We start from the raw sequence: 21,560 nt of genomic DNA, 5'->3' as shown, positions 1-21,560 counted from the left end.
GAAACTCTATGAACGTAGAATCAGGCTTCGGACTTGTTCGCCGCTGCCGCTTCGACAGCCGCCTTGATGGTGCTTTGCAGCGAACCGTCTGCAGCCATCTCGGTCATGATGTCGCTGCCGCCGACCAGCTCACCGCCGACCCACAGTTGCGGGAAAGTCGGCCAGTTGGCGTACTTTGGCAGGTTGGCGCGGATTTCCGGGTTCTGCAGGATGTCCACGTACGCGAACTTTTCACCACAGGCCATCACGGCTTGCGCAGCTTTTGCGGAGAAGCCGCACTGCGGGGCATTCGGCGAGCCTTTCATGTAAAGCAGAATGGTGTTGTTGGCAATCTGCTCTTTAATCGTTTCGATGATATCCATGGAGCACCTCGGCTGAACTTTCCGACTCAGAGGTCGGCACGGTGGCGCATTGTAACGGAATCCCGAGCGCCATGCTCGGTCTCCCCGACAGACCCGCTCAAGCCGCCGCCACCGTCACCGGCACACCGTTCAACGCCGCGTTGCCCGACAGTTCGTCAAGCTGACACTCGTCGGTCAGGTCGTTGGCGCTCGACCCCGGCTGGCCGCTGGCGATCGCCATCTGCACGCCCGGGCGCGCGTGGCCCCAACCGTGGGGCAGGCTGACCACGCCTTTCATCATGTCGAGACTGGCGAGCACTTCCACCTCGATCTGCCCGACCCGCGAACTCACCCGAACCCGCTGCCCATCAGCCAGACCACGGCTGGCCAGGTCATCCGGGTGCATCAGCAACTGATGCCGTGGCTTACCCTTCACCAGCCGATGAAAATTGTGCATCCACGAATTGTTGCTGCGCACATGGCGGCGGCCGATCATCAACAACTCATCGGCAGCCGGCGCCTGCAACGCGGCAAAGCGAGCGAGGTCGGCGAGAATTTCCGGCGGTGCGGCCTGGATACGCTGATTCGGCGTTTTCAGACGTGACGCCAGATTCGGCTTCAGTGCCCCCAGATCAATGCCGTGCGGATGATCGAACAGCGTCGCCAACGACAACTTGTGCTCGGACGCATCGCCATAGCGGCCCATGCGCAGGCCCATGTCGATCATGTTCGCCGGCGGTATCGTCGGTTTCAGCTCCTTGGCGGTTTTTTCAGCGAAGGCCTTGGCCAGCCCGACGAAGATCTCCCAGTCATGCAAAGCCCCCTCGGGCTTGGCGAGGATCGCGCGATTGAAGCGGGTGACGTTACGCACCGCGAACAGATTGAAAGTGGTGTCGTAGTGATCGTTTTCCAGCGCCGAGGTCGACGGCAGGATCAGATCGGCATAACGCGTGGTTTCGTTGATGTACAGGTCGATGCTGAGCATGAAGTCGAGGCCATCCAGCGCCTGCTCCAGTTGCCGGCCGTTGGGTGTCGACAACACCGGGTTGCCGGCGACGGTGATCAGCGCGCGGATCTGCCCCTCGCCGTCGGTGAGCATTTCTTCAGCGAGCGCCGAGACCGGCAACTCGCCGCCGTATTCAGGACGCCCGGAAACCCGGCTCTGCCATTTGTTAAAATGCCCGCCCGAGGTCGACGCCACCAGATCCACAGCGGGTTCGGTGCACAGTGCACCGCCAACGCGGTCGAGATTGCCGGTGACCAGATTGATCAACTGCACCACCCAGTGACAGAGGGTGCCGAAGGCCTGGGTCGAGACGCCCATGCGCCCATAGCAGACCGCACTCGGTGCGGCAGCGAAGTCGCGCGCCAGTTGGCGAATCTGCTCGGCCGGCACTGCGCAGAGCGGGCTCATCGCTTCGGCGCTAAAAGCAGCCACGGCGTTGCGCACCTCGTCCAAGCCATCGACCGGCAAATGGCTATCGCGGGTCAGGCCTTCGCTGAACAGCGTATTGAGCATGCCGAACAACAGCGCCGCATCTCCGCCCGGGCGGACGAACACGTGCTGATCAGCCATCGCTGCGGTTTCGCTGCGGCGCGGATCGACCACCACCACTTTGCCGCCGCGCGCCTGAATCGCCTTCAGGCGCTTCTCGACATCCGGCACGGTCATGATGCTGCCGTTGGACGCCAGCGGATTGCCGCCGAGGATCAGCATGAAATCGGTGTGATCGATGTCCGGAATCGGCAAGAGCAAACCGTGGCCGTACATCAGATAGCTGCTGAGGTGGTGCGGCAGTTGATCGACTGAAGTGGCCGAGTAGCGATTGCGCGTTTTCAGCAACCCCAGGAAGTAATTGCTGTGGGTCATCAGGCCGTAGTTGTGCACGCTCGGATTGCCCTGATACACCGCAACGGCGTTCTGCCCGTGACGTTCCTGAATCGCCGCGAGCTTCTCGGCCACCAGCGCAAACGCCTCATCCCATTCGATCGGCAGCCATTCGCTGCCGACGCGGCGCATTGGCTGACGCAACCGGTCGGGATCGTTCTGAATATCTTGCAGGGCCACGGCTTTCGGGCAGATATGGCCGCGGCTGAAGGTGTCGAGGGCATCACCCTTGATCGAGGTGATCGCGACGTTGCCATCGGTTTCCGTGGTTTCGATGGTCAGCCCGCAAATGGCTTCGCACAGGTGGCATGCACGGTGGTGAAGAGTCTTGGTCATGGCCAGTCTCTGTCTTGTTCGGGAGCAGGCAATCACGCCCGCGGGAACAAAACTATGGCCCGTGCGCAGAGGCGGCGCCAGCGACGTTCGTCTTGTGAATCGACGGTTATCAGGACAGCCGATAAATCGCCGCGATCAGTTCGGCGGCAACTGCGGCGGTGCCGCCAGCTGGATTTCCTGGATGGTTTCGATCTGCTCATGGGCGACGTGTACGCCGGTGAGCTCGCCGATCAAACGCCAGTGCTCATCAAGCCCAGCGCTGATGGTGGCCATGCGATCGATCATGTGTCGACCGGCGGATTTGACCACTTCGTCGTCACTGCGCAGCAACTCGAAAGACATCGAGGTGACGGACGCGGTGAGATGGGTCAGGGAGCGAGCCGTGTGGCCCAGCAGTTCCATTAACAGTTGTTCTTTCGATTCCATGCGGAGGCTTCCTGCGTCGCTCGAAACTTATTTATAACCCAGCACTTTGCTTTAGCAAATGTTTCAGTCTGAACATCCGACCAAGCGAATCCGTGGCACAACACTCGCAAACCGACCAGGACGGCTGCGATGCGGTCGCGGCGCATTGCCAAGCGCGGCGGGGCCAGTGTACAAAGAGGCTCGCTTCTGCACTGGACCCGGCTTCAAAATGCGCACCGATATCACTCGGTCCGCTCTCCGAATCCCGCTGAAAAAGTAGCCTATTGGAAAAACGCGACATTTAGTGTCAATATCGCGCCTTCCCCTATTTCGTCGCCCCGTGCGGCTTACGCCGCAGGTCTCGCCCGTTGTTCCGTTAAACAAGGCTTTGAGCATCTGCGGTCTGTAGCAAAAAGGTAGTCAATGATGAGCGCAAGGCACTTTCTCTCCCTGATGGATTGCACGCCCGAAGAGCTGGTCAGCGTGATCCGTCGAGGCGTTGAGCTCAAGGACCTGCGTAACCGCGGCGTACTGTTCGAGCCTCTGAAAAACCGCGTGCTGGGGATGATCTTCGAAAAATCCTCGACCCGTACCCGGATCTCCTTCGAGGCCGGCATGATCCAGCTCGGCGGCCAGGCAATCTTCCTGTCCCCGCGCGATACCCAACTGGGCCGTGGCGAGCCAATCAGCGACTGCGCCATCGTCATGTCGAGCATGCTCGATGCGGTGATGATCCGCACCTTCGCCCATAGCACCCTCACCGAATTCGCCGCCAACTCGCGGGTGCCGGTGATCAACGGCCTGTCCGATGATCTGCACCCGTGCCAGTTGCTCGCCGACATGCAGACCTTCCTCGAACACCGTGGCTCGATCCAGGGCAAGACCGTGGCCTGGATCGGTGACGGCAACAACATGTGCAACAGCTATATAGAAGCGGCGATCCAGTTCGACTTCCAGTTGCGCGTTGCCTGCCCGGAAGGTTACGAGCCGAACCCGGAATTCGTCGCCCAGGCTGGCGATCGCGTGACCATCCTCCGCGATCCGCGAGACGCCGTGCGTGGCGCGCATCTGGTCAGTACCGACGTCTGGACGTCGATGGGTCAGGAAGAGGAAACTGCCAAGCGCCTCAAGCTGTTCGCGCCGTTCCAGGTCAACCGTGCCCTGCTCGACCTCGCTGCCGAGGACGTGCTGTTCATGCACTGCCTGCCGGCGCACCGTGGCGAAGAAATCAGTCTCGACCTGCTCGATGACCCGCGCTCCGTCGCCTGGGATCAGGCAGAAAACCGTCTCCACGCACAGAAGGCCCTGCTCGAGTTCCTCGTCGAACCGGCATATCACCACGCATGAGCCATGAATTACTGCTGAACCTGCGCAACCTCGCTTGCGGCTATCAAGATCAACGCGTGGTGCAGAACCTCAATCTGCACCTCAACGCCGGCGACATCGGCTGCCTGCTCGGCTCGTCCGGCTGCGGCAAGACCACCACCCTGCGCGCCATCGCCGGTTTCGAGCCGGTGCACGAAGGCGAAATCACCCTCGGTGGCGAAACCCTCTCCAGCGCCGGTTTCACCCTGGCGCCAGAGAAACGCCGGATCGGCATGGTGTTTCAGGACTACGCGCTGTTCCCGCACCTGAGCGTGGCCGACAACATCGCCTTCGGCATTCGCAAGCACCCGAACAAGGTGCGCGTGGTCGAAGAACTGCTGGAACTGGTCAACCTGAAAAACCTCGGCAAGCGCTTCCCCCACGAGCTGTCCGGCGGCCAACAACAGCGGGTCGCCCTCGCCCGCGCCCTGGCGCCGGAGCCGCAACTGCTGTTGCTCGACGAGCCGTTTTCCAACCTCGATGGTGAGTTGCGCCGCAAGCTCAGCCATGAGGTGCGCGACATCCTCAAGGCCCGTGGTACCAGCGCGATTCTGGTCACCCACGATCAGGAAGAAGCCTTCGCCGTCAGCGATCACGTTGGCGTATTCAAGGAAGGTCGGCTGGAACAGTGGGACACGCCCTACAACCTCTACCACGAACCGGCGACGCCGTATGTCGCCAGTTTCATCGGTCAGGGTTATTTCATTCGCGGTCAGCTCGTCACCCCGGAGTCGGTGCAGACCGAGCTGGGTGAGTTGCGCGGTAATCGCGCCTACACCTGGCCGATTGGCGGCGCGGTGGACGTATTGCTGCGTCCGGATGACATTGTATATGCGCCGGATAGCTCACTGAAGGCGCAGATTGTCGGCAAGACATTCCTCGGCGCGGCAACCTTGTATCGCCTGCAACTGCCGACCGGTGCACAACTGGAATCGATCTTCCCCAGCCATGCCGATCATCTGGTTGGCGCGCAGGTCGGGATTCGCGTAGCGGCGGATCACTTGGTGTTGTTCCAGGCATCCGGCAGCACAGCGGCGCAGATTCCGGCAGTGGAAAACGGCGTCCGTCGATTCAGCACCAGCCTCTGATCCGCACTGGATGAAAATTGTGGGAGCGAGCCTGCTCGCGAATGCGGTGTTTCAGTCGCCGAAGATGTTGACTGAACGGCCGCTTTCGCGAGCAGGCTCGCTCCCACAGTTGGTTTTGCGTCAGCCTAAAAACAGGGTACCGCTGGCCACCAGCGTCGCATTGCCGCCAATCTTCACTCGCTCACCTTCCAGCCGACAGAACAACTCCCCGCCCCGCGCCGAGCGCTGGCACGCGGTCAGGTTCGATTTGCCCAGACGTTTGGCCCAGTACGGAATCAGGCTGCAATGGGTCGAGCCGGTCACCGGGTCTTCATTGATACCGATGGCCGGGGCGAAATAGCGCGAGACGAAGTCATGCTGGTTGCCACGCGCAGTAACGATCGCGCCCAGCCATGGCAGTTTCGCCAGCGCCGCCATGTCCGGTTGGCAGTCGAGCACGGCCTGTTCCGAGTCCAGCACCACGAACAGCTCGTTGGAGCCGAGCACATCAACCGCCTCGACACCGAGCGCCCGCTCGACGTCCAGCGTCACGCCGATTTCCGATGGCACGATGGTCGGAAAATCCAGCCACAAGCGGTCGCCTTCGCGGCTGACACTCAACGGCCCGGACTTGCAGGTGAAGTCGATGCGCTCGGCACTTTCGTTATAGATTTCGAACAGTACAAACGCGCTGGCCAACGTCGCATGCCCGCACAGCGGCACTTCAGTGGTCGGGGTGAACCAGCGGATATGCCAGGCCTGACCTTCGCGCACCAGAAACGCAGTCTCCGCCAGGTTGTGTTCGGCGGCGATCTTCTGCATCAAGTCATCAGCCAGCCAGCTGTCGAGCCGATAGACCATCGCCGGGTTGCCACTGAACGGCCGATCACTGAACGCGTCGACCTGATGAAACGCAAGCTGCATGACTTTCTCCCTGAATTGGTCGACCGAGCATGCAACGGCGGGCCGGATCAGTGCCAGTGACAGAAGCGCAATTTTTTCTTCATACAGCTCGCACGCTTGTTACGCGCGACCGATATCGGCGAACTTCGCCTGGGTGTGCTCGGCCAATACCGCTGGCGCCAGTTCCACTTCCAGCCCTCGCCGGCCGGCACTCACATAGATAGTCGCAAAACCCTGAGCGGAATTATCAATGAAGGTGCGCAGGCGTTTCTTCTGCCCGAGCGGGCTGATGCCGCCCAACAGGTAGCCGGTGGAGCGTTGCGCGGCAGCAGGATCAGCCATTTCGGCTTTCTTCACTCCAGCGGCATGGGCCAGCCCCTTGAGATCGAGCGTTCCGACGACCGGCACTACGGCCACCAGCAGTTCGCCTTTTTCACTGGCGGCCAGCAGGGTTTTGAACACTTGCGCCGGTGCGAGCCCGAGCTTCTCTGCTGCCTCCAGCCCGTAGGACGCGGCCTTCGGATCATGTTCGTAACTGTGCACGCGATGTTCGGCACGAACTTTTTTCAACAAGTCCAACGCTGGGGTCATGGCAGCTCCGGGTTCGGCAGTTTTTCAAAAACCTGCGACGGATTCTAGGTCATCGTTGGGCAAAAGGCTCTATTCCAAGCCGCTAATCCCGTGGCTTCGCGCTGCATTCAAGCTGATCACCGCGCTGATCATTCATACGGCGAATAGTTTTATTGTGACCGACGGTTCACTTTCGACCTTTGACAGGTTTGTTTCTTGTCTATATTTTTTCGAATCTGAATAATGTAAGAATCATGCTCCGCGCAGTACCCAGCAGTAACCCGGGAACCGAATGGGGATTCCGACCCGGTGAAGATCGCGCCCTGCTCAGTTGGCAAGGCGCTACACAAGAAAAAGAACCGAGGTTTTCAATGACAGCTGCTCTACCGCAACCATCGCTTTCCGGCCAATGCATGGCCGAATTCCTGGGCACTGCCCTTCTGATCTTCTTCGGCACCGGTTGTGTCGCCGCGCTCAAAGTCGCGGGCGCCAGCTTCGGCCTGTGGGAAATCAGCATCATCTGGGGCGTCGGCGTGAGCATGGCGATCTACCTCACCGCCGGGGTTTCCGGCGCGCATCTGAACCCGGCCGTGAGCATCGCTCTGGCAATCTTCGCTGACTTCGAAAAGCGCAAACTGCCGTTCTACATCCTTTCGCAAATTGCCGGCGCCTTCTGCGGCGCGTTGCTGGTCTACACGCTCTACAGCAATCTGTTCTTCGATTACGAACAAACCCACCAGATGGTTCGTGGCTCGGCCGCCAGCCTGGAATTGGCGTCGGTGTTCTCGACCTACCCGAACCCGGTACTGTCGACGGCCCAGGCCTTTCTGGTCGAGATGATCATCACCGCGATCCTGATGGGCGTGATCATGGCCCTGACCGATGACAACAACGGCCTGCCACGCGGCCCGATGGCGCCGCTGCTGATCGGTTTGCTGATTGCCGTGATCGGCAGTGCGATGGGTCCGCTGACCGGTTTCGCGATGAACCCTGCGCGTGACTTCGGTCCGAAACTGATGACTTTCTTTACCGGTTGGGGTGAAATTTCCTTCACTGGTGGTCGTGATATTCCGTATTTCCTGATTCCGATTTTTGCACCGATTGTCGGTGCCTGCCTCGGTGCTGCCGGGTATCGCGGGCTCATCGCCCGTCACCTGACCGGCGCCACACCTGCTACAAAGGATGCAGAACCGGCCATTGACGGCAAACCAAGAACTTCTTGAAACAGTCGGCGCCGGCTCCTGCCCATCCGAGCCTGCGCCACGGCCCACTCTCGTTTTTTTCGTCCAAGGCAATCGACATGACCGACATTCAGAACAAGAACTACATCATTGCCCTTGATCAGGGTACGACCAGCTCGCGCGCGATCATCTTCGACCGCGACGCGAACGTGGTCTGCACCGCGCAGCGCGAATTCGTTCAGCATTACCCGCAGGCCGGTTGGGTCGAGCACGACCCGATGGAAATTTTCGCCACCCAGAGCGCGGTGATGGTTGAGGCGCTGGCCCAGGCCGGCCTGCATCACGACCAGGTCGCCGCGATCGGTATCACCAACCAGCGTGAAACCACCGTAGTCTGGGACAAGACCACCGGCCGTCCGGTCTATAACGCGATCGTCTGGCAGTGCCGCCGCAGCACCGAGATCTGCCAGCAGCTCAAGCGCGATGGTCACGAAGACTACATCCGCGACACCACCGGCCTGGTCACCGACCCGTACTTCTCCGGCACCAAACTGAAGTGGATCCTCGACAACGTCGAAGGCAGCCGCGAGCGTGCGCGCAACGGCGAACTGCTGTTCGGCACCGTCGATAGCTGGCTGATCTGGAAATTCACCGGCGGCAAGGTGCACGTCACCGACTACACCAACGCCTCGCGCACCATGCTCTTCAACATTCACTCGCTGGAGTGGGATTCGAAGATGCTGGAGATCCTCGACATCCCGCGCGAGATGCTCCCGGAAGTCAAAGCCTCCTCGGAAATCTACGGCCGCACCAAGAGCGGCATCGCCATCGGCGGTATCGCCGGCGACCAGCAGGCAGCACTGTTCGGCCAGATGTGCGTCGAGCCGGGCCAGGCGAAAAACACCTACGGCACCGGTTGCTTCCTGCTGATGAACACCGGCGACAAAGCGGTGAAATCCCAGCACGGCATGCTCACCACCATCGCCTGCGGCCCGCGCGGCGAAGTGGCTTATGCTCTGGAAGGCGCCGTGTTCAACGGTGGCTCGACCGTGCAATGGCTGCGCGATGAACTGAAAATCGTCAACGACGCCCACGACACCGAATACTTTGCCAACAAGGTCAAGGACAGCAACGGCGTGTATCTGGTGCCGGCGTTTACCGGTCTCGGCGCACCGTACTGGGACCCGTATGCCCGTGGCGCACTGTTCGGCCTGACGCGCGGCGTACGCGTGGATCACATCATCCGCGCCGCACTGGAATCGATCGCCTACCAGACCCGCGACGTACTCGACGCCATGCAACAGGACTCCGGCGAACGCCTCAAGGCCCTGCGCGTGGACGGCGGCGCGGTGGCGAACAACTTCCTCATGCAGTTCCAGGCCGACATCCTCGGCACTCAGGTGGAGCGCCCGCAAATGCGCGAAACCACCGCACTCGGCGCTGCCTATCTGGCCGGCCTGGCCTGCGGCTTCTGGGGCAGCCTGGAAGAACTGCGCGGCAAAGCAGTGATCGAGCGCGAGTTCGAACCGAGCCTGGACGAAACCGAGAAAGAGAAACTCTACAAAGGCTGGAAAAAAGCCGTCAGCCGCACCCGTGACTGGGCGCGTGAGGACGCTGAATAAGCCAGCCTTGAGTTACACATAGGTATCTAACTGGTCGGGAGCGGATTCCTGCGGCATCATGGGCAAATTTTGCTTGGCAGCCCAAAGGAAGCCCCATGAATCTGCCTCCCCGTCAGCAGCAAATCCTCGAGCTGGTCCGCGAACGCGGCTATGTGAGCATCGAGGAAATGGCCACGCTGTTCGTTGTTACCCCGCAAACCATCCGCCGCGACATCAATCAGCTCGCGGAAGCCAATCTGCTGCGTCGCTACCACGGTGGCGCCGCGTACGATTCCAGTGTCGAAAACACCGCGTATGCGATGCGCGCCGATCAGATGCGCGACGAAAAGCAACGCATCGGTGAAGCCATCGCCGCACAGATCCCCGATCACGCCTCGCTGTTCATCAACATTGGTACAACCACCGAATCGATCGCCCGCGCCCTGCTCAATCACAGTCACCTGAAAATCATCACCAACAACCTGCACGTCGCCTCGATGCTCAGCGCCAAGGATGATTTCGATGTGCTGCTGACCGGCGGCAACGTGCGCCGCGACGGCGGTGTGGTCGGTCAGGCGAGCGTGGACTTCATCAATCAGTTCAAGGTCGATTTCGCCTTGGTCGGGATCAGCGGCATCGATGAGGACGGCAGCCTGCTCGACTTCGATTATCAGGAAGTCCGGGTTTCTCAAGCGATCATCGCCAATGCGCGGCAGGTGATCCTGGCGGCGGACTCAAGCAAGTTCGGGCGCAACGCGATGATTCGACTGGGGCCGATCAGCCTGATCGATTGCCTGGTCACCGATCAGCAGCCGGTACCGGCGCTGGCGCAGTTGTTGAGTCAGCACAAGATTCGTCTGGAAGTCGTCTGATCCCTCTCCCTCGCTGACCGAACCGACGCCTTCGCGAGCAGGCTCGCTCCCACACTTGGAATGCATTGCAAAATGTGGGAGCGAGCCTGCTCGCGAAAACAATCGATTACACAACACATCTTCTTCTGCGCTCTCGCGCGCGTTCATGTTCGAAAATTTTCTTTTAATCGCCCTTCGATGAGTTTTTTCAATCGAACGCGACTGGCTGCGCGCGTGTTTATGGGCTACCATTTTCGCAAATGAACATTAATGTTCGATTTCCAAGACATAAAACCAAAAGAACCGAGGCCAGCCGATGTCCACCTCTACCTTGCGTACGCCCCCTCTCTCCGAGATCTATGACGTTGCCGTGATTGGCGGCGGGATCAATGGCGTAGGGATCGCAGCGGATGCCGCCGGTCGCGGTCTTTCGGTGTTCCTTTGCGAAAAAGACGACCTGGCCAGCCACACCTCGTCGGCCAGCAGCAAGCTGATCCACGGTGGCCTGCGCTATCTGGAGCATTACGAATTCCGTCTGGTGCGCGAAGCGCTGGCCGAGCGCGAAGTGCTGCTGGCCAAAGCGCCGCACATCGTCAAACCGATGCGTTTCGTGCTGCCACACCGCCCGCACCTGCGTCCGGCGTGGATGATTCGTGCCGGCCTGTTCCTTTACGACAACCTCGGCAAGCGCGAGAAGTTGCCGGGTTCGAAAAGCCTGAAGTTCGGCGCCGACAGCGCGCTGAAAAGCGAAATCAAGAAAGGCTTCGAATACTCCGATTGCTGGGTCGACGATGCCCGCCTGGTGGTCTTGAATGCCATGGCCGCCCGCGAAAAAGGCGCCCACGTTCATACCCAGACCCGCTGTGTCAGTGCCCGCCGCAGCAAAGGTTTGTGGCATCTGCATCTGGAGCGCGCCGACGGCAGCCTGTTTTCGATCACCGCCAAAGCACTGGTGAACGCCGCCGGCCCATGGGTGGCGAAGTTCATTCGTGACGACCTGAAGATGGAATCGCCGTATGGCATCCGTCTGATTCAGGGCAGCCACATCATCGTGCCGAAACTGTACGAAGGCGAGCATGCGCACATTCTGCAAAACGAAGATCAGCGCATCGTTTTCACTATTCCGTACCTGAACCACTTCACCCTGATCGGCACCACCGACCGGGAGTACACCGGCGACCCGGCGAAAGTAGCGATCACCGAAGGCGAAACCGATTACGTGCTGAAAGTGGTCAACGCCCACTTCAAGAAGCAGCTGAGCCGCGAAGACATTGTGCACAGCTACTCGGGCGTTCGCCCGCTGTGCAACGACGAATCCGACAATCCTTCGGCAGTGACCCGCGATTACACCCTGGCGCTGTCGGGCAGTGCCGAAGAAGCGCCGTTGCTGTCGGTGTTCGGCGGCAAGCTGACCACTTACCGCAAACTTGCCGAGTCGGCGATGGCGCAATTGATGCCGTTCTTCACCCAGATGCGCCCGAGCTGGACCGCGACCGCCACCCTGCCGGGCGGCGAAAACATGACCACGCCAGAGGCGCTGAGCGCGCGAATCCGCGACAAGTACGATTTCGTCCCGACTGAAATCGCCCGGCGCTGGGCCGTCACCTACGGCAGCCGCACCTGGCGCATGCTTGAAGGCGTGGAAAGCCTGGCCGACATGGGTGAGCACATCGGCGGCGGACTCTACACCCGCGAAGTCGATTACCTGTGCAGCGAAGAGTGGGCGACCACGGCGCACGACATCCTGTGGCGCCGTACCAAGCTAGGCTTGTTCACCACAGCGGAGGAACAGCAGAAGCTGTCGACGTATCTGGGCAAGGTTGAGCAGAACCGGAAGATCGAGGCGGCTTGATCTCACCGTTCAAACGAAAGCCCCTGAATCGAGAGATTCAGGGGCTTTTTGTTATGTGGACTTTGTTGAACCTGATTGGGGCAGTTAGATCTTTTCCCCCTCACCCCAGCCCTCTCCCCCAGGGGGTAGAGGGGGAAAGGGAGCCGATCTCCGTGGATTCCAAAATCCAAGGTCGACTCGTATCTCACGTCGCCGTAACTCGACCATCCACCGCAGTCAGTCCCCTCTCCCTCCGGGAGAGGGTTAGGGTGAGGGGCTTTTGATCGTTCGGTTTTCCGAACGCGACTCTACAGTCGATTCGGTTAACCGGATCATGCCTTCATAAAATTACCGCTATAAAACTTTAATAACTTTATAAAACAACCGCTTAACTGACTTCGCCTGCTCTGGCACGACTCATGCTCTACACTCTCTCGACGAATGCCTGCTGTGCCAACACCTTCAGGAGCCGTCAGGCATTCGAAGCACAAAAAGGGCCGACAAACTGGCTCCATAAAAAAAACAATGTCGAGGAAAATTTGATGCGCATCGTTCCCCATATCCTGGGCGCAGCCATTGCTGCCGCTCTGATCAGCACGCCAGTTTTCGCCGCCGAGCTCACCGGCACCCTGAAGAAGATCAAAGAGTCCGGTGTCATCACCCTGGGCCACCGTGACGCCTCCATTCCGTTCTCCTACATCGCTGATGCATCCGGCAAACCGGTCGGCTACTCGCACGACATCCAGCTGGCAATCGTCGAAGCGATCAAGAAAGACCTCGACCTGCCGAACCTGCAAGTCAAATACAACCTCGTTACCTCGCAGACCCGTATCCCGCTGGTGCAGAACGGCACCGTGGACGTCGAGTGCGGTTCGACCACCAACAACGTCGAGCGTCAGCAGCAGGTCGACTTCTCCGTCGGCATCTTCGAAATCGGTACCCGTCTGCTGTCCAAGGCTGACTCCAAGTACAAGGATTTCGACGATCTGAAGGGCAAGAACGTCGTGACCACCGCCGGCACTACTTCCGAGCGCATCCTCAAGGCGATGAATGCCGACAAGCAGATGGGCATGAATGTCATCTCTGCCAAAGACCATGGCGAGTCCTTCCAGATGCTGGAATCGGGCCGGGCCGTTGCCTTCATGATGGACGACGCGCTGCTGGCCGGCGAAGCCGCCAAGGCCAAGAAGGCTGATGACTGGGCTGTCACCGGCACGCCACAGTCGTACGAAATCTACGGCTGCATGATGCGTAAAGGCGACGAGCCGTTCAAAAAGGCTGTGGATGACGCGATCAAGGCCACCTACGCTTCGGGCGAAATCAACAAGATCTACGAGAAGTGGTTCATGCAGCCGATTCCGCCAAAAGGCCTGAACCTGAACTTCCCGATGAGCGACGAGCTCAAGACCCTGATCGCCAATCCGACCGACAAAGCGGCTGACGACAAGAAGTCCTGATTTTCTGACTAACCTTATCCCCTGAGGAGGCGCCTGCCTTTTCAGGGGATGGTCACTCCCTGCTGGCATTTTTCTGGAAACACTCGAACCGGTGGCTGTCGAGCCGATCGCGTGTGCCCGGTCTTTGAAAAAAGACTGGGGAGGGAACGGAGTTCCCCAGGCGGGCACTTGTACATCGATCGAATCGAGGGGAGACCCTAATGAATTACAACTGGGACTGGGGCGTGTTCTTCAAGTCCACCGGTGTGGGCAGCGAGACCTATCTCGACTGGTTCATCTCCGGTCTGGGCTGGACCATTGCCATCGCCGTCGTGGCGTGGATCATCGCCCTGCTGCTCGGCTCGCTGCTGGGCATCATGCGCACCGTGCCGAACCGCATCGTATCGGGCATCGCGACCTGCTACGTCGAGCTGTTCCGTAACGTGCCGCTGCTGGTGCAGCTGTTCATCTGGTACTTCCTGGTGCCCGATCTGCTGCCGCCGGATCTGCAGGAGTGGTACAAGCAGGACCTCAACCCGACTACTTCGGCCTACCTGAGCGTTGTCGTCTGCCTGGGTCTGTTCACCGCCGCCCGTGTCTGCGAGCAAGTACGCACCGGTATCCAGGCGTTGCCCCGTGGCCAGGAATCCGCCGCCCGCGCGATGGGTTTCAAACTGCCGCAGATCTACTGGAACGTGCTGCTGCCCCAGGCCTACCGGATCATCATTCCGCCGCTCACCTCGGAATTTTTGAACGTGTTCAAGAACTCCTCCGTGGCGTCCCTGATCGGTTTGATGGAATTGCTGGCGCAGACCAAACAGACCGCCGAGTTCTCGGCCAACCTGTTCGAAGCGTTCACCCTGGCGACCCTGATCTATTTCACCCTCAACATGAGCCTGATGCTGCTGATGCGCCTGGTCGAGAAGAAAGTCGCAGTGCCCGGCCTGATCTCCGTGGGGGGTAAATAATGGAATTCGATTTCAGTGGCATCGTCCCGGCCATTCCCGGTTTGTGGAACGGCATGGTGATGACCCTCAAGCTGATGGCCATGGGCGTGATCGGCGGCATGGTTCTGGGCACGATCCTCGCGCTGTGCCGTTTGTCGCACAACAAGCTGCTGTCGAGCATTGCTGGCGCCTACGTCAACTATTTCCGCTCGATTCCGCTGCTGCTGGTGATCACCTGGTTCTACCTGGCGGTGCCGTTCGTGCTGCGCTGGATCACCGGCGAAGACACGCCGATCGGTGCGTTCACCTCGTGCGTCGTGGCGTTCATGATGTTCGAAGCGGCGTATTTCTGCGAAATCGTCCGGGCCGGTGTGCAGTCGATTTCCAAGGGCCAGATGGGTGCTGCTCAGGCACTGGGCATGAACTACGGGCAGATGATGCGCCTGATCATCCTGCCGCAGGCGTTCCGCAAGATGACCCCGCTGTTGCTGCAGCAGAGCATCATCCTGTTCCAGGACACTTCGCTGGTCTACACCGTGGGCCTGGTGGATTTCCTCAACGCCTCGCGCGCCAGCGGCGACATCATCGGCCGCTCCAATGAGTTCCTGATTTTCGCCGGTCTCGTGTACTTCATCATCAGCTTCGCCGCCTCGCGGTTGGTCAAGCGTCTGCAAAAAAGGTTCGCCGTATGATCTCTATCAAAAACATCAACAAGTGGTATGGGGACTTCCAGGTGCTGACTGATTGCAGCACCGAGGTCAAGAAAGGCGAAGTGATCGTGGTCTGCGGCCCGTCGGGTTCAGGCAAGTCGACGCTGATCAAGTGCGTCAACGCCCTGGAACCGTTCCAGAAAGGCGACGTTGTGGTTGACGGCACGTCGATCGCCGATCCGAAAACCAACCTGCCGAAACTGCGTTCGCGCGTGGGCATGGTGTTCCAGCATTTCGAGCTGTTCCCGCACCTGACCATCACCGAAAACCTGACCATCGCGCAGATCAAGGTGCTCGGCCGCAGCAAGGAAGAGGCGACCAAAAAGGGTCTGCAACTGCTCGAGCGCGTAGGTTTGTCGGCGCACGCCCACAAGCATCCGGGGCAACTGTCCGGTGGTCAGCAACAGCGTGTGGCGATTGCCCGTGCGCTGGCGATGGACCCGATCGTCATGCTGTTCGACGAACCGACCTCGGCGCTCGACCCGGAAATGGTCAACGAAGTGCTCGACGTCATGGTGCAACTGGCTCACGAAGGCATGACCATGATGTGCGTGACCCACGAAATGGGCTTCGCCCGTAAAGTGGCGGACCGGGTGATCTTCATGGATCAGGGCAAGATCATCGAGGACTGCCCGAAAGAGGAATTCTTCGGCGACATCAGCGCCCGCTCCGAACGCGCGCAGCACTTCCTCGAGAAAATCCTGCAGCACTAAAAGCAACACACCCGCACCCTGTCTGTGGGGTGCGGGCAGCCTGACAATGAGATCCACTGTGGCGAGGGGATTTATCCCCGTCCGGCTACGCAGCAGTCGTAAAAACCTGTGCATGCGGTCATTCAGTTAAACCGCAGTGATGGTTTTGGGGCCGCTTCGCGGCCCAACGGGGATAAATCCCCTCGCCACAGGCACAAACAAGTGTTGTGGTTGACCCAAGGCATCTGTGATGAAATGCGACCCCACTCTTTATCGCGCTGCAAAGCCATCACTTGCCGTGAAGCCCCGTCTGATCCGTCATCTGTTCCTGCCGCCACTGATCATCGCCCTGATGGTCGGACTGGGTTTCATCGGCTTCTGGACCAGTGAACACTTCGGCATCCGCAGCCTCGGCGAGAACGGCCAGCGTCAGTTGGAACTGCACGCCCGCGCGGTCGAAAGCGAGATCAGCAAATACACCTACCTGCCCAGCCTGCTGGAACTCGAAACCAGTGTGCCGCAGTTGCTCGCCGACCCGACTCCGGAGCACCGGCAGACGGTCAACGATTACCTCGAAGGCCTGAACCGCCGCAGCCGCAGCCGGGCCATCTACGTCATGGACACCACCGGCCGGGTCATGGCCACCAGCAACTGGCGCGACGTCGACAGTTATCTGGGTGAGGACTTGTCCTTCCGCGCCTATTTCAAAGACGCCGTGCGCGGCCAGCCTGGGCGTTTCTATGGCATTGGCAGCACCAATGGCGAACCCGGTTACTACCTCGCCCACGGCCTCGAAGAGCACGGCAAGATCATCGGTGTCGCGGTGGTCAAAGTGCGTCTGGAAGCCATGGAAGAACGCTGGCAACGGGCGCGTCTGGAAGCGTTCGTCAGCGATGAGAACGGCATCATCATTCTGTCCAGCGACCCGGCCAGGCGGCTGAAATCGGTGATTCCGCTCAGCGACGAAGTCAAGGAAAAACTCGCCCGCAGCCTGCAGTACTACTGGTTTCCACTCAACGAATTGCAACCGCTGGCCCGCGAGACACTGGCCGAAGGCGTGGAGAAACTGACCTTCCCGGCCAACAGTGAATTGCAGCCCGACGAAGACGACATCAGTTATCTGGCGCAAACCCGACTGCTGAGCGACACGCCGTGGAATTTCACTCTGCTGACACCGCTGCAGGACCTGCGCCGCGAAGCGATCAACCAAGGCATTCTGGTGGCCGTTGCGTTTGCCCTGTTCGCCTTCCTGCTGATTGCCTGGAACGAGCGGCGCAAAGTCCTCGCCACCCGCCTCGCCGCCCGCGAAGCATTGCAGGAAGCCAACAGCCAACTCGAACGTCGGATTACCGAACGCACCGCCGATCTGCGCGCCAGCAACGAACGCCTGAAGAGTCAGATCCGCGAGCGCCGCCAGGCCGAAGAGACGTTGCGCCGCGCTCAGGATGAACTGGTGCAGGCCGGCAAACTTGCGGCCATCGGCCAGATGTCGACCAGCATTGCCCATGAACTGAACCAGCCGCTGGCGGCGATGCGCACGCTGTCGGGCAACACCGTGCGCTTTCTGGAGCGTGGCCAGCTCGACGTCGCCAGCACCAACCTCAAGACCATCAACGACCTGATCGACCGCATGGGCCGGATAACCGCCAGCCTGCGTTCGTTTGCCCGGCGCGGCGACAACAAGGGTCAGGCCAGTCTCGGCAAAGCCGTCGACGCCGCCTTGCAAGTGCTCGGCGCGCGCCTGGAAAACACCGCGCTGCAGATTCACCGGCAGTTTGCCGATGTGCAGCTGCTGATCGATCAGACCCGCCTCGAACAGATCCTCGTCAACCTGATCGGCAACGCCCTCGACGCCATGCACGCGCAACCGCAGCCGCAACTGTGGCTGGAGGGTGAAGAGTTCAATGGCAAGTATCGCTTGCGGGTGCGCGACAACGGCCACGGCATCGACGCCGAAGCGCGCAAGCATCTGTTCGAACCGTTCTTCACCACCAAACCCGGCGAGCAAGGCCTGGGACTGGGCCTGACCCTGTCCGCCAGCCTCGCCGCCGCCACCGGCGGGCACCTGGGTGTCGAACACCCGGCCGGCGGTGGCACCACTTTCGTCCTCAGTTTACCGTTGGTAAGCCCTCTTTCTGCCGAGCCAATATGAACCCTGAACTCAGTGTGCTGATTGTCGAAGACGACCCCCATGTGCTGCTCGGCTGCCAACAGGCGCTGACCCTCGAGGACATTCCGTGCATCGGCGTCGGCAGTGCCGAAGAGGCGCTGGCGCAGGTCGGCGACAACTTTGCCGGCATCGTCATCAGCGACATCCGCCTGCCGGGCATCGATGGCCTGGAATTGCTCACTCGTCTCAAGCAACGTGACCGCAGCCTGCCGGTGGTGCTGATCACCGGCCACGGCGACATTTCCATGGCTGTCGGCGCGATGCAGAAAGGCGCCTACGATTTCATGGAAAAACCGTTCTCGCCGGAGCGCCTGGTCGATGTCGCGCGACGGGCGCTGGAACAACGCAGCCTCGCCCGCGAGGTTTCCTCGTTGCGTCGGCAACTGGCTGAACGCGATTCGCTGGAAGGCCGGATCATCGGCCGTTCACCAGCGATGCAGAACCTGCGCGAACTGATCGCCAACGTCGCCGACACCTCGGCCAACGTCTTGATCGAAGGCGAGACCGGCACCGGCAAGGAACTGGTCGCTCGTTGCCTGCACGATTTCAGTCGGCGTCACAGCAAACAGTTCGTTGCGCTGAACTGCGGCGGCCTGCCGGAAAACCTTTTTGAAAGCGAGATCTTCGGCCACGAAGCCAACGCCTTCACCGGCGCCGGCAAACGCCGCATCGGCAAGATCGAACACGCCGACGGCGGCACGCTGTTCCTCGATGAAGTGGAAAGCATGCCGCTGCCGCTGCAGATCAAACTGCTGCGCGTATTGCAGGAACGCACCCTCGAACGGCTCGGCTCGAACCAGAGCGTGGCAGTGGATTGCCGGGTGATTGCGGCGACCAAATCCGACCTTGATGAGTCAAGCAAGGCCGGCGAGTTTCGCAGCGACTTGTACTACCGCCTCAACGTCGTGACCCTGGAATTGCCACCGCTGCGCGAACGCCGCGAAGACATCCTGCAACTGTTCGAACACTTCACCCAGCAATCGGCGCTGCGCTTCGACCGCGCGCTGCCGGAGCTGGACAACCAGACCCTGTCGAACCTGATGAGCCACGACTGGCCGGGCAACGTGCGCGAACTGCGCAACGTCGCCGAACGCTTCGCCCTCGGCCTGCCGGCCTTCAAGAAGTCCGGCGCCAGCGCCGGCCATGGTCTGGCGTTTGCCGAAGCGGTGGAAGCCTTCGAGCGCAATCTGCTGGTCGACGCCTTGCAACGCAGCGGCGGCAACCTGACCCAGGCCAGTCAGGAACTGGGCATGGCCAAGACCACGCTGTTCGACAAAGTCAAAAAGTACGGGCTGAGCCACTGATGGATCTGATTCTGAAAGCCGCCATCGGCGCCGCAGTGGTGCTGATCCTCGCGGCACTGTCGAAGACCAGAAACTATTACATCGCCGGCCTGGTGCCGCTGTTCCCGACCTTTGCCCTGATCGCGCATTACATTGTCGGCAAGGGCCGCTCGGTCGACGACCTGAAGACCACGATCGTGTTTGGGATGTGGTCGATCATTCCCTACTTTATCTATCTGGCGACGTTGTACGTGATGGTCGACCGCATGCGTCTGGAAGCGTCGCTGGCGGTGGCGGCGGTGGCCTGGTTGATAGCGGCGACGGTGCTGGTCAGCGTGTGGGTCCGGCTGCATGCCTGAACCCACGTGCATCAGCCTCTAGCGACCGTAGACTCGGGCCAGTTGCGCGGACGACAAGGCATCCTCGAACGGCACCGGCACTGACTTCACCGCACCGTAGAGATTGCGGTAGCGCCAGTAGCTGCCGTTCTGCGCCAGTTGATAACCGCGCTCGACCACGCGCTGGCCGTCGAGCACGTAACGCAGGGTTTCCTGCGCGGCGGGCGGAGGCGTCGGTTGCATCAGGTCGGCGCTCAACACGCGCATGGATTCATCAATGCATTCATCCAGCACAGCGGTGACCTTGGCCAGGTCTAGGGCGCCGTCGTCGATGCATTGCTTGCCGCAACGACGAATCGGCTGACTGGCCACTTCGATGCGCATGCGGTACAGCGGCGAGCCGGCGATATCCTGCAATTGAACCTGATTGACCAGCACGAAACTGCCGCGATCAGGCGTCAGCATCAGCTTCGGTTCGATCATCAACCGCGCGGTGACCGCGCCCTCCCCCTGCTTGAATCCCGACACCTGCGAAGCCGCCTGGAAGCGACGCTGCAAGCGCTCCTGCAACGGCACGCCAGCGAGCAGGTCGGCCAGTGGCCGCGATTCGTTCAGCGCGGCTTTTTCGGCATCGCGCTGCAACGTACCGGAACCCATTTGCGTGTTGATCAGGCTGGCTACCAGAATCCCCGCCAACCCGGCGCCCGCGCCGGAGCTCGACACCAGTGTGTAGCTGGAATTGGCCGCGCTCACCGCCGCCTTGCTGTCGATCACCGTGCTGGCGCCGACGAATTCCGCCGGCAGTTGCACGTCGACCTTCAGTCCGTGTGCCTGCACATAGCTCATCGCCGCCTGATCCTTGAAACCGGCCTCAGGTGCCGGTTTCTGCGCACAGCCAGGCAACGCCAGCAGCGAGATCACCGCAATGGTCAGCGCCAGACGTTTCATTGCGCGAACGGGGCGATCATTTGCTGACGGCTGTTATCCATCGCCTGATAAAACGCGTTGGACAGGTTGGTGTAGGACGGCTCGTCCCACTCGCCTTGCGCGGCTTGCACAGCGGCGAATGGCTGGTACCACAAGAGTTTGTTGTCCGCCAGATCGATCACCATGCCCTGGCCGCCGACCTGAGCCATCGGCACGCTGGTGGGCACGATGCTGTAGTAGCTGCGGGTGGCACCGGTGGCATAAATCGACACCAGCAACAGACGGTCAATGCCGTGGGCAGCCTTCATCGGCGACAGGTCCTTGGTCATGTAGCCCTCGCGGAAATCGACTTCCTTGAAGGTCTTCAGATCGACCTTTTCATCAATGCGCTTGGCCTTGTAGCCCTTGGCTTGCAGCTTGGCGACGATGGCGTCGGGCAAGGTTTCCAGGTCGCGCACCTGCCAGGTCTCGACGTTGGCGCTGAGCTTGCTGTTGACGCCGGCATTGATGGCGTAATCAAGGATGCCCTGATTGCCGGTCAGCGCCAGCACCGGCGACGGTACGACGGTAATGGCCACACCGATGGTCGGCTCTTTGGCATCCCAGAATTGTTTGTCCAGCGGCACCGGTGGTTGCACGTGGGCACAACCGGTCAGGGTCAGTACGGCGAGCAGGGCCAGCGCGGCCCATTGACGTGTAGCGCGAAAAATCATGGATC

Annotated in this window: 20 protein-coding genes; 13 read left to right on the top strand and 7 right to left on the bottom strand. The window is 60.5% G+C overall.

All coding sequences use genetic code 11. From position 1 onward, the window contains the following. Window positions 1-20: 20 nt before the first annotated feature. The 3 genes from grxD to plzR all read right to left on the bottom strand — a co-directional run bounded on the left by grxD (window position 21) and on the right by plzR (window position 2,991). Window positions 21-362: a Grx4 family monothiol glutaredoxin gene (grxD, locus tag KVG85_RS25545; protein ID WP_016773402.1), complete on the bottom strand. Its 342-nt coding sequence runs from the start codon at window positions 360-362 to the stop codon at window positions 21-23. 97 nt (window positions 363-459) lie between these two features. After that, window positions 460-2,565 (bottom strand): molybdopterin oxidoreductase family protein, encoded by a 2,106-nt coding sequence (locus tag KVG85_RS25540; RefSeq protein WP_217865359.1) that lies wholly within the window; start codon window positions 2,563-2,565, stop codon window positions 460-462. A gap of 135 nt (window positions 2,566-2,700) precedes the next feature. Next, on the bottom strand, window positions 2,701-2,991 hold the full coding sequence (gene plzR, locus KVG85_RS25535; RefSeq protein WP_016773401.1) for a PlzR type 4 pili assembly inhibitor: 291 nt from the start codon (window positions 2,989-2,991) through the stop codon (window positions 2,701-2,703). Between the two features lie 405 nt (window positions 2,992-3,396). On the opposite strand from plzR, the gene argF reads away from it, so the two are divergent. Then, window positions 3,397-4,317 (top strand): ornithine carbamoyltransferase, encoded by a 921-nt coding sequence (gene argF, locus KVG85_RS25530; protein WP_217865358.1) that lies wholly within the window; start codon window positions 3,397-3,399, stop codon window positions 4,315-4,317. Then, the gene (locus KVG85_RS25525; protein ID WP_217865357.1) at window positions 4,314-5,423 is read left to right on the top strand and encodes an ABC transporter ATP-binding protein; all 1,110 of its coding nucleotides are present in this window, start codon (window positions 4,314-4,316) and stop codon (window positions 5,421-5,423) included. The genes argF and KVG85_RS25525 overlap by 4 nt, the downstream gene beginning before the upstream one ends. Window positions 5,424-5,543: 120 nt before the next feature. Here the strand turns inward: KVG85_RS25525 and KVG85_RS25520 are convergent, their stop codons facing one another. Both KVG85_RS25520 and ybaK read right to left on the bottom strand, forming a co-directional pair. Beyond that, window positions 5,544-6,326 carry a PhzF family phenazine biosynthesis protein gene (locus tag KVG85_RS25520; protein WP_217865356.1) on the bottom strand — a complete coding sequence of 261 codons (783 nt, stop codon included), beginning with the start codon at window positions 6,324-6,326 and terminating at the stop codon, window positions 5,544-5,546. Window positions 6,327-6,425: 99 nt separating this feature from the next. Then, entirely contained in the window at window positions 6,426-6,896 is a 471-nt protein-coding gene (ybaK, locus tag KVG85_RS25515) for a Cys-tRNA(Pro) deacylase (RefSeq protein WP_217865355.1), read from the bottom strand. Window positions 6,897-7,246: 350 nt separating this feature from the next. On the opposite strand from ybaK, the gene KVG85_RS25510 reads away from it, so the two are divergent. From KVG85_RS25510 to KVG85_RS25460, 11 genes are all read left to right on the top strand, one after another. Next, complete coding sequence (locus KVG85_RS25510) at window positions 7,247-8,098, top strand: MIP/aquaporin family protein (RefSeq protein ID WP_016773396.1); 852 nt, start codon at window positions 7,247-7,249, stop codon at window positions 8,096-8,098. A gap of 77 nt (window positions 8,099-8,175) precedes the next feature. Next, on the top strand, window positions 8,176-9,678 hold the full coding sequence (glpK, locus tag KVG85_RS25505; protein WP_024014162.1) for a glycerol kinase GlpK: 1,503 nt from the start codon (window positions 8,176-8,178) through the stop codon (window positions 9,676-9,678). 95 nt (window positions 9,679-9,773) lie between these two features. Then, window positions 9,774-10,529: a DeoR/GlpR family transcriptional regulator gene (locus KVG85_RS25500; RefSeq protein ID WP_007953179.1), complete on the top strand. Its 756-nt coding sequence runs from the start codon at window positions 9,774-9,776 to the stop codon at window positions 10,527-10,529. Between the two features lie 295 nt (window positions 10,530-10,824). Continuing rightward, entirely contained in the window at window positions 10,825-12,360 is a 1,536-nt protein-coding gene (glpD, locus tag KVG85_RS25495) for a glycerol-3-phosphate dehydrogenase (protein WP_217865354.1), read from the top strand. 521 nt (window positions 12,361-12,881) lie between these two features. Next, entirely contained in the window at window positions 12,882-13,796 is a 915-nt protein-coding gene (locus KVG85_RS25490) for a glutamate/aspartate ABC transporter substrate-binding protein (RefSeq protein ID WP_217865353.1), read from the top strand. Window positions 13,797-13,996: 200 nt separating this feature from the next. Next, a complete protein-coding gene (locus KVG85_RS25485) occupies window positions 13,997-14,743 on the top strand; it encodes an amino acid ABC transporter permease (RefSeq protein WP_056790046.1) in 747 nt (248 codons plus the stop codon). Further along, the gene (locus KVG85_RS25480) at window positions 14,743-15,414 is read left to right on the top strand and encodes an amino acid ABC transporter permease (protein WP_217865352.1); all 672 of its coding nucleotides are present in this window, start codon (window positions 14,743-14,745) and stop codon (window positions 15,412-15,414) included. The genes KVG85_RS25485 and KVG85_RS25480 overlap by 1 nt, the downstream gene beginning before the upstream one ends. Further along, window positions 15,411-16,145, top strand: coding sequence for an amino acid ABC transporter ATP-binding protein (locus KVG85_RS25475; protein WP_016773390.1), 735 nt, complete (start codon window positions 15,411-15,413; stop codon window positions 16,143-16,145). Before KVG85_RS25480 ends, KVG85_RS25475 begins: the two co-directional genes overlap by 4 nt. Before the next feature lie 229 nt (window positions 16,146-16,374). Next, window positions 16,375-18,276 carry a two-component sensor histidine kinase AauS gene (gene aauS / locus KVG85_RS25470; protein WP_217865351.1) on the top strand — a complete coding sequence of 634 codons (1,902 nt, stop codon included), beginning with the start codon at window positions 16,375-16,377 and terminating at the stop codon, window positions 18,274-18,276. Next, the gene (aauR, locus tag KVG85_RS25465) at window positions 18,273-19,598 is read left to right on the top strand and encodes a two-component response regulator AauR (RefSeq protein ID WP_217865350.1); all 1,326 of its coding nucleotides are present in this window, start codon (window positions 18,273-18,275) and stop codon (window positions 19,596-19,598) included. Before aauS ends, aauR begins: the two co-directional genes overlap by 4 nt. 8 nt (window positions 19,599-19,606) lie before the next feature. Then, entirely contained in the window at window positions 19,607-19,936 is a 330-nt protein-coding gene (locus KVG85_RS25460) for a GlpM family protein (protein WP_217865374.1), read from the top strand. Between the two features lie 18 nt (window positions 19,937-19,954). On the opposite strand, the gene KVG85_RS25455 is transcribed toward KVG85_RS25460, so the two are convergent. Continuing rightward, window positions 19,955-20,863, bottom strand: coding sequence for a hypothetical protein (locus tag KVG85_RS25455; RefSeq protein WP_217865349.1), 909 nt, complete (start codon window positions 20,861-20,863; stop codon window positions 19,955-19,957). Further along, the gene (locus KVG85_RS25450; RefSeq protein ID WP_217865348.1) at window positions 20,860-21,555 is read right to left on the bottom strand and encodes a hypothetical protein; all 696 of its coding nucleotides are present in this window, start codon (window positions 21,553-21,555) and stop codon (window positions 20,860-20,862) included. The genes KVG85_RS25455 and KVG85_RS25450 overlap by 4 nt, the downstream gene beginning before the upstream one ends. Window positions 21,556-21,560: the final 5 nt, after the last annotated feature.

The organism is Pseudomonas triticicola (assembly GCF_019145375.1).
GTDB lineage: Bacteria > Pseudomonadota > Gammaproteobacteria > Pseudomonadales > Pseudomonadaceae > Aquipseudomonas > Aquipseudomonas triticicola.
The sequence above is the reverse complement of the archived record's forward strand: the minus strand, read 5'-3'. Positions and strand labels throughout refer to the sequence as shown.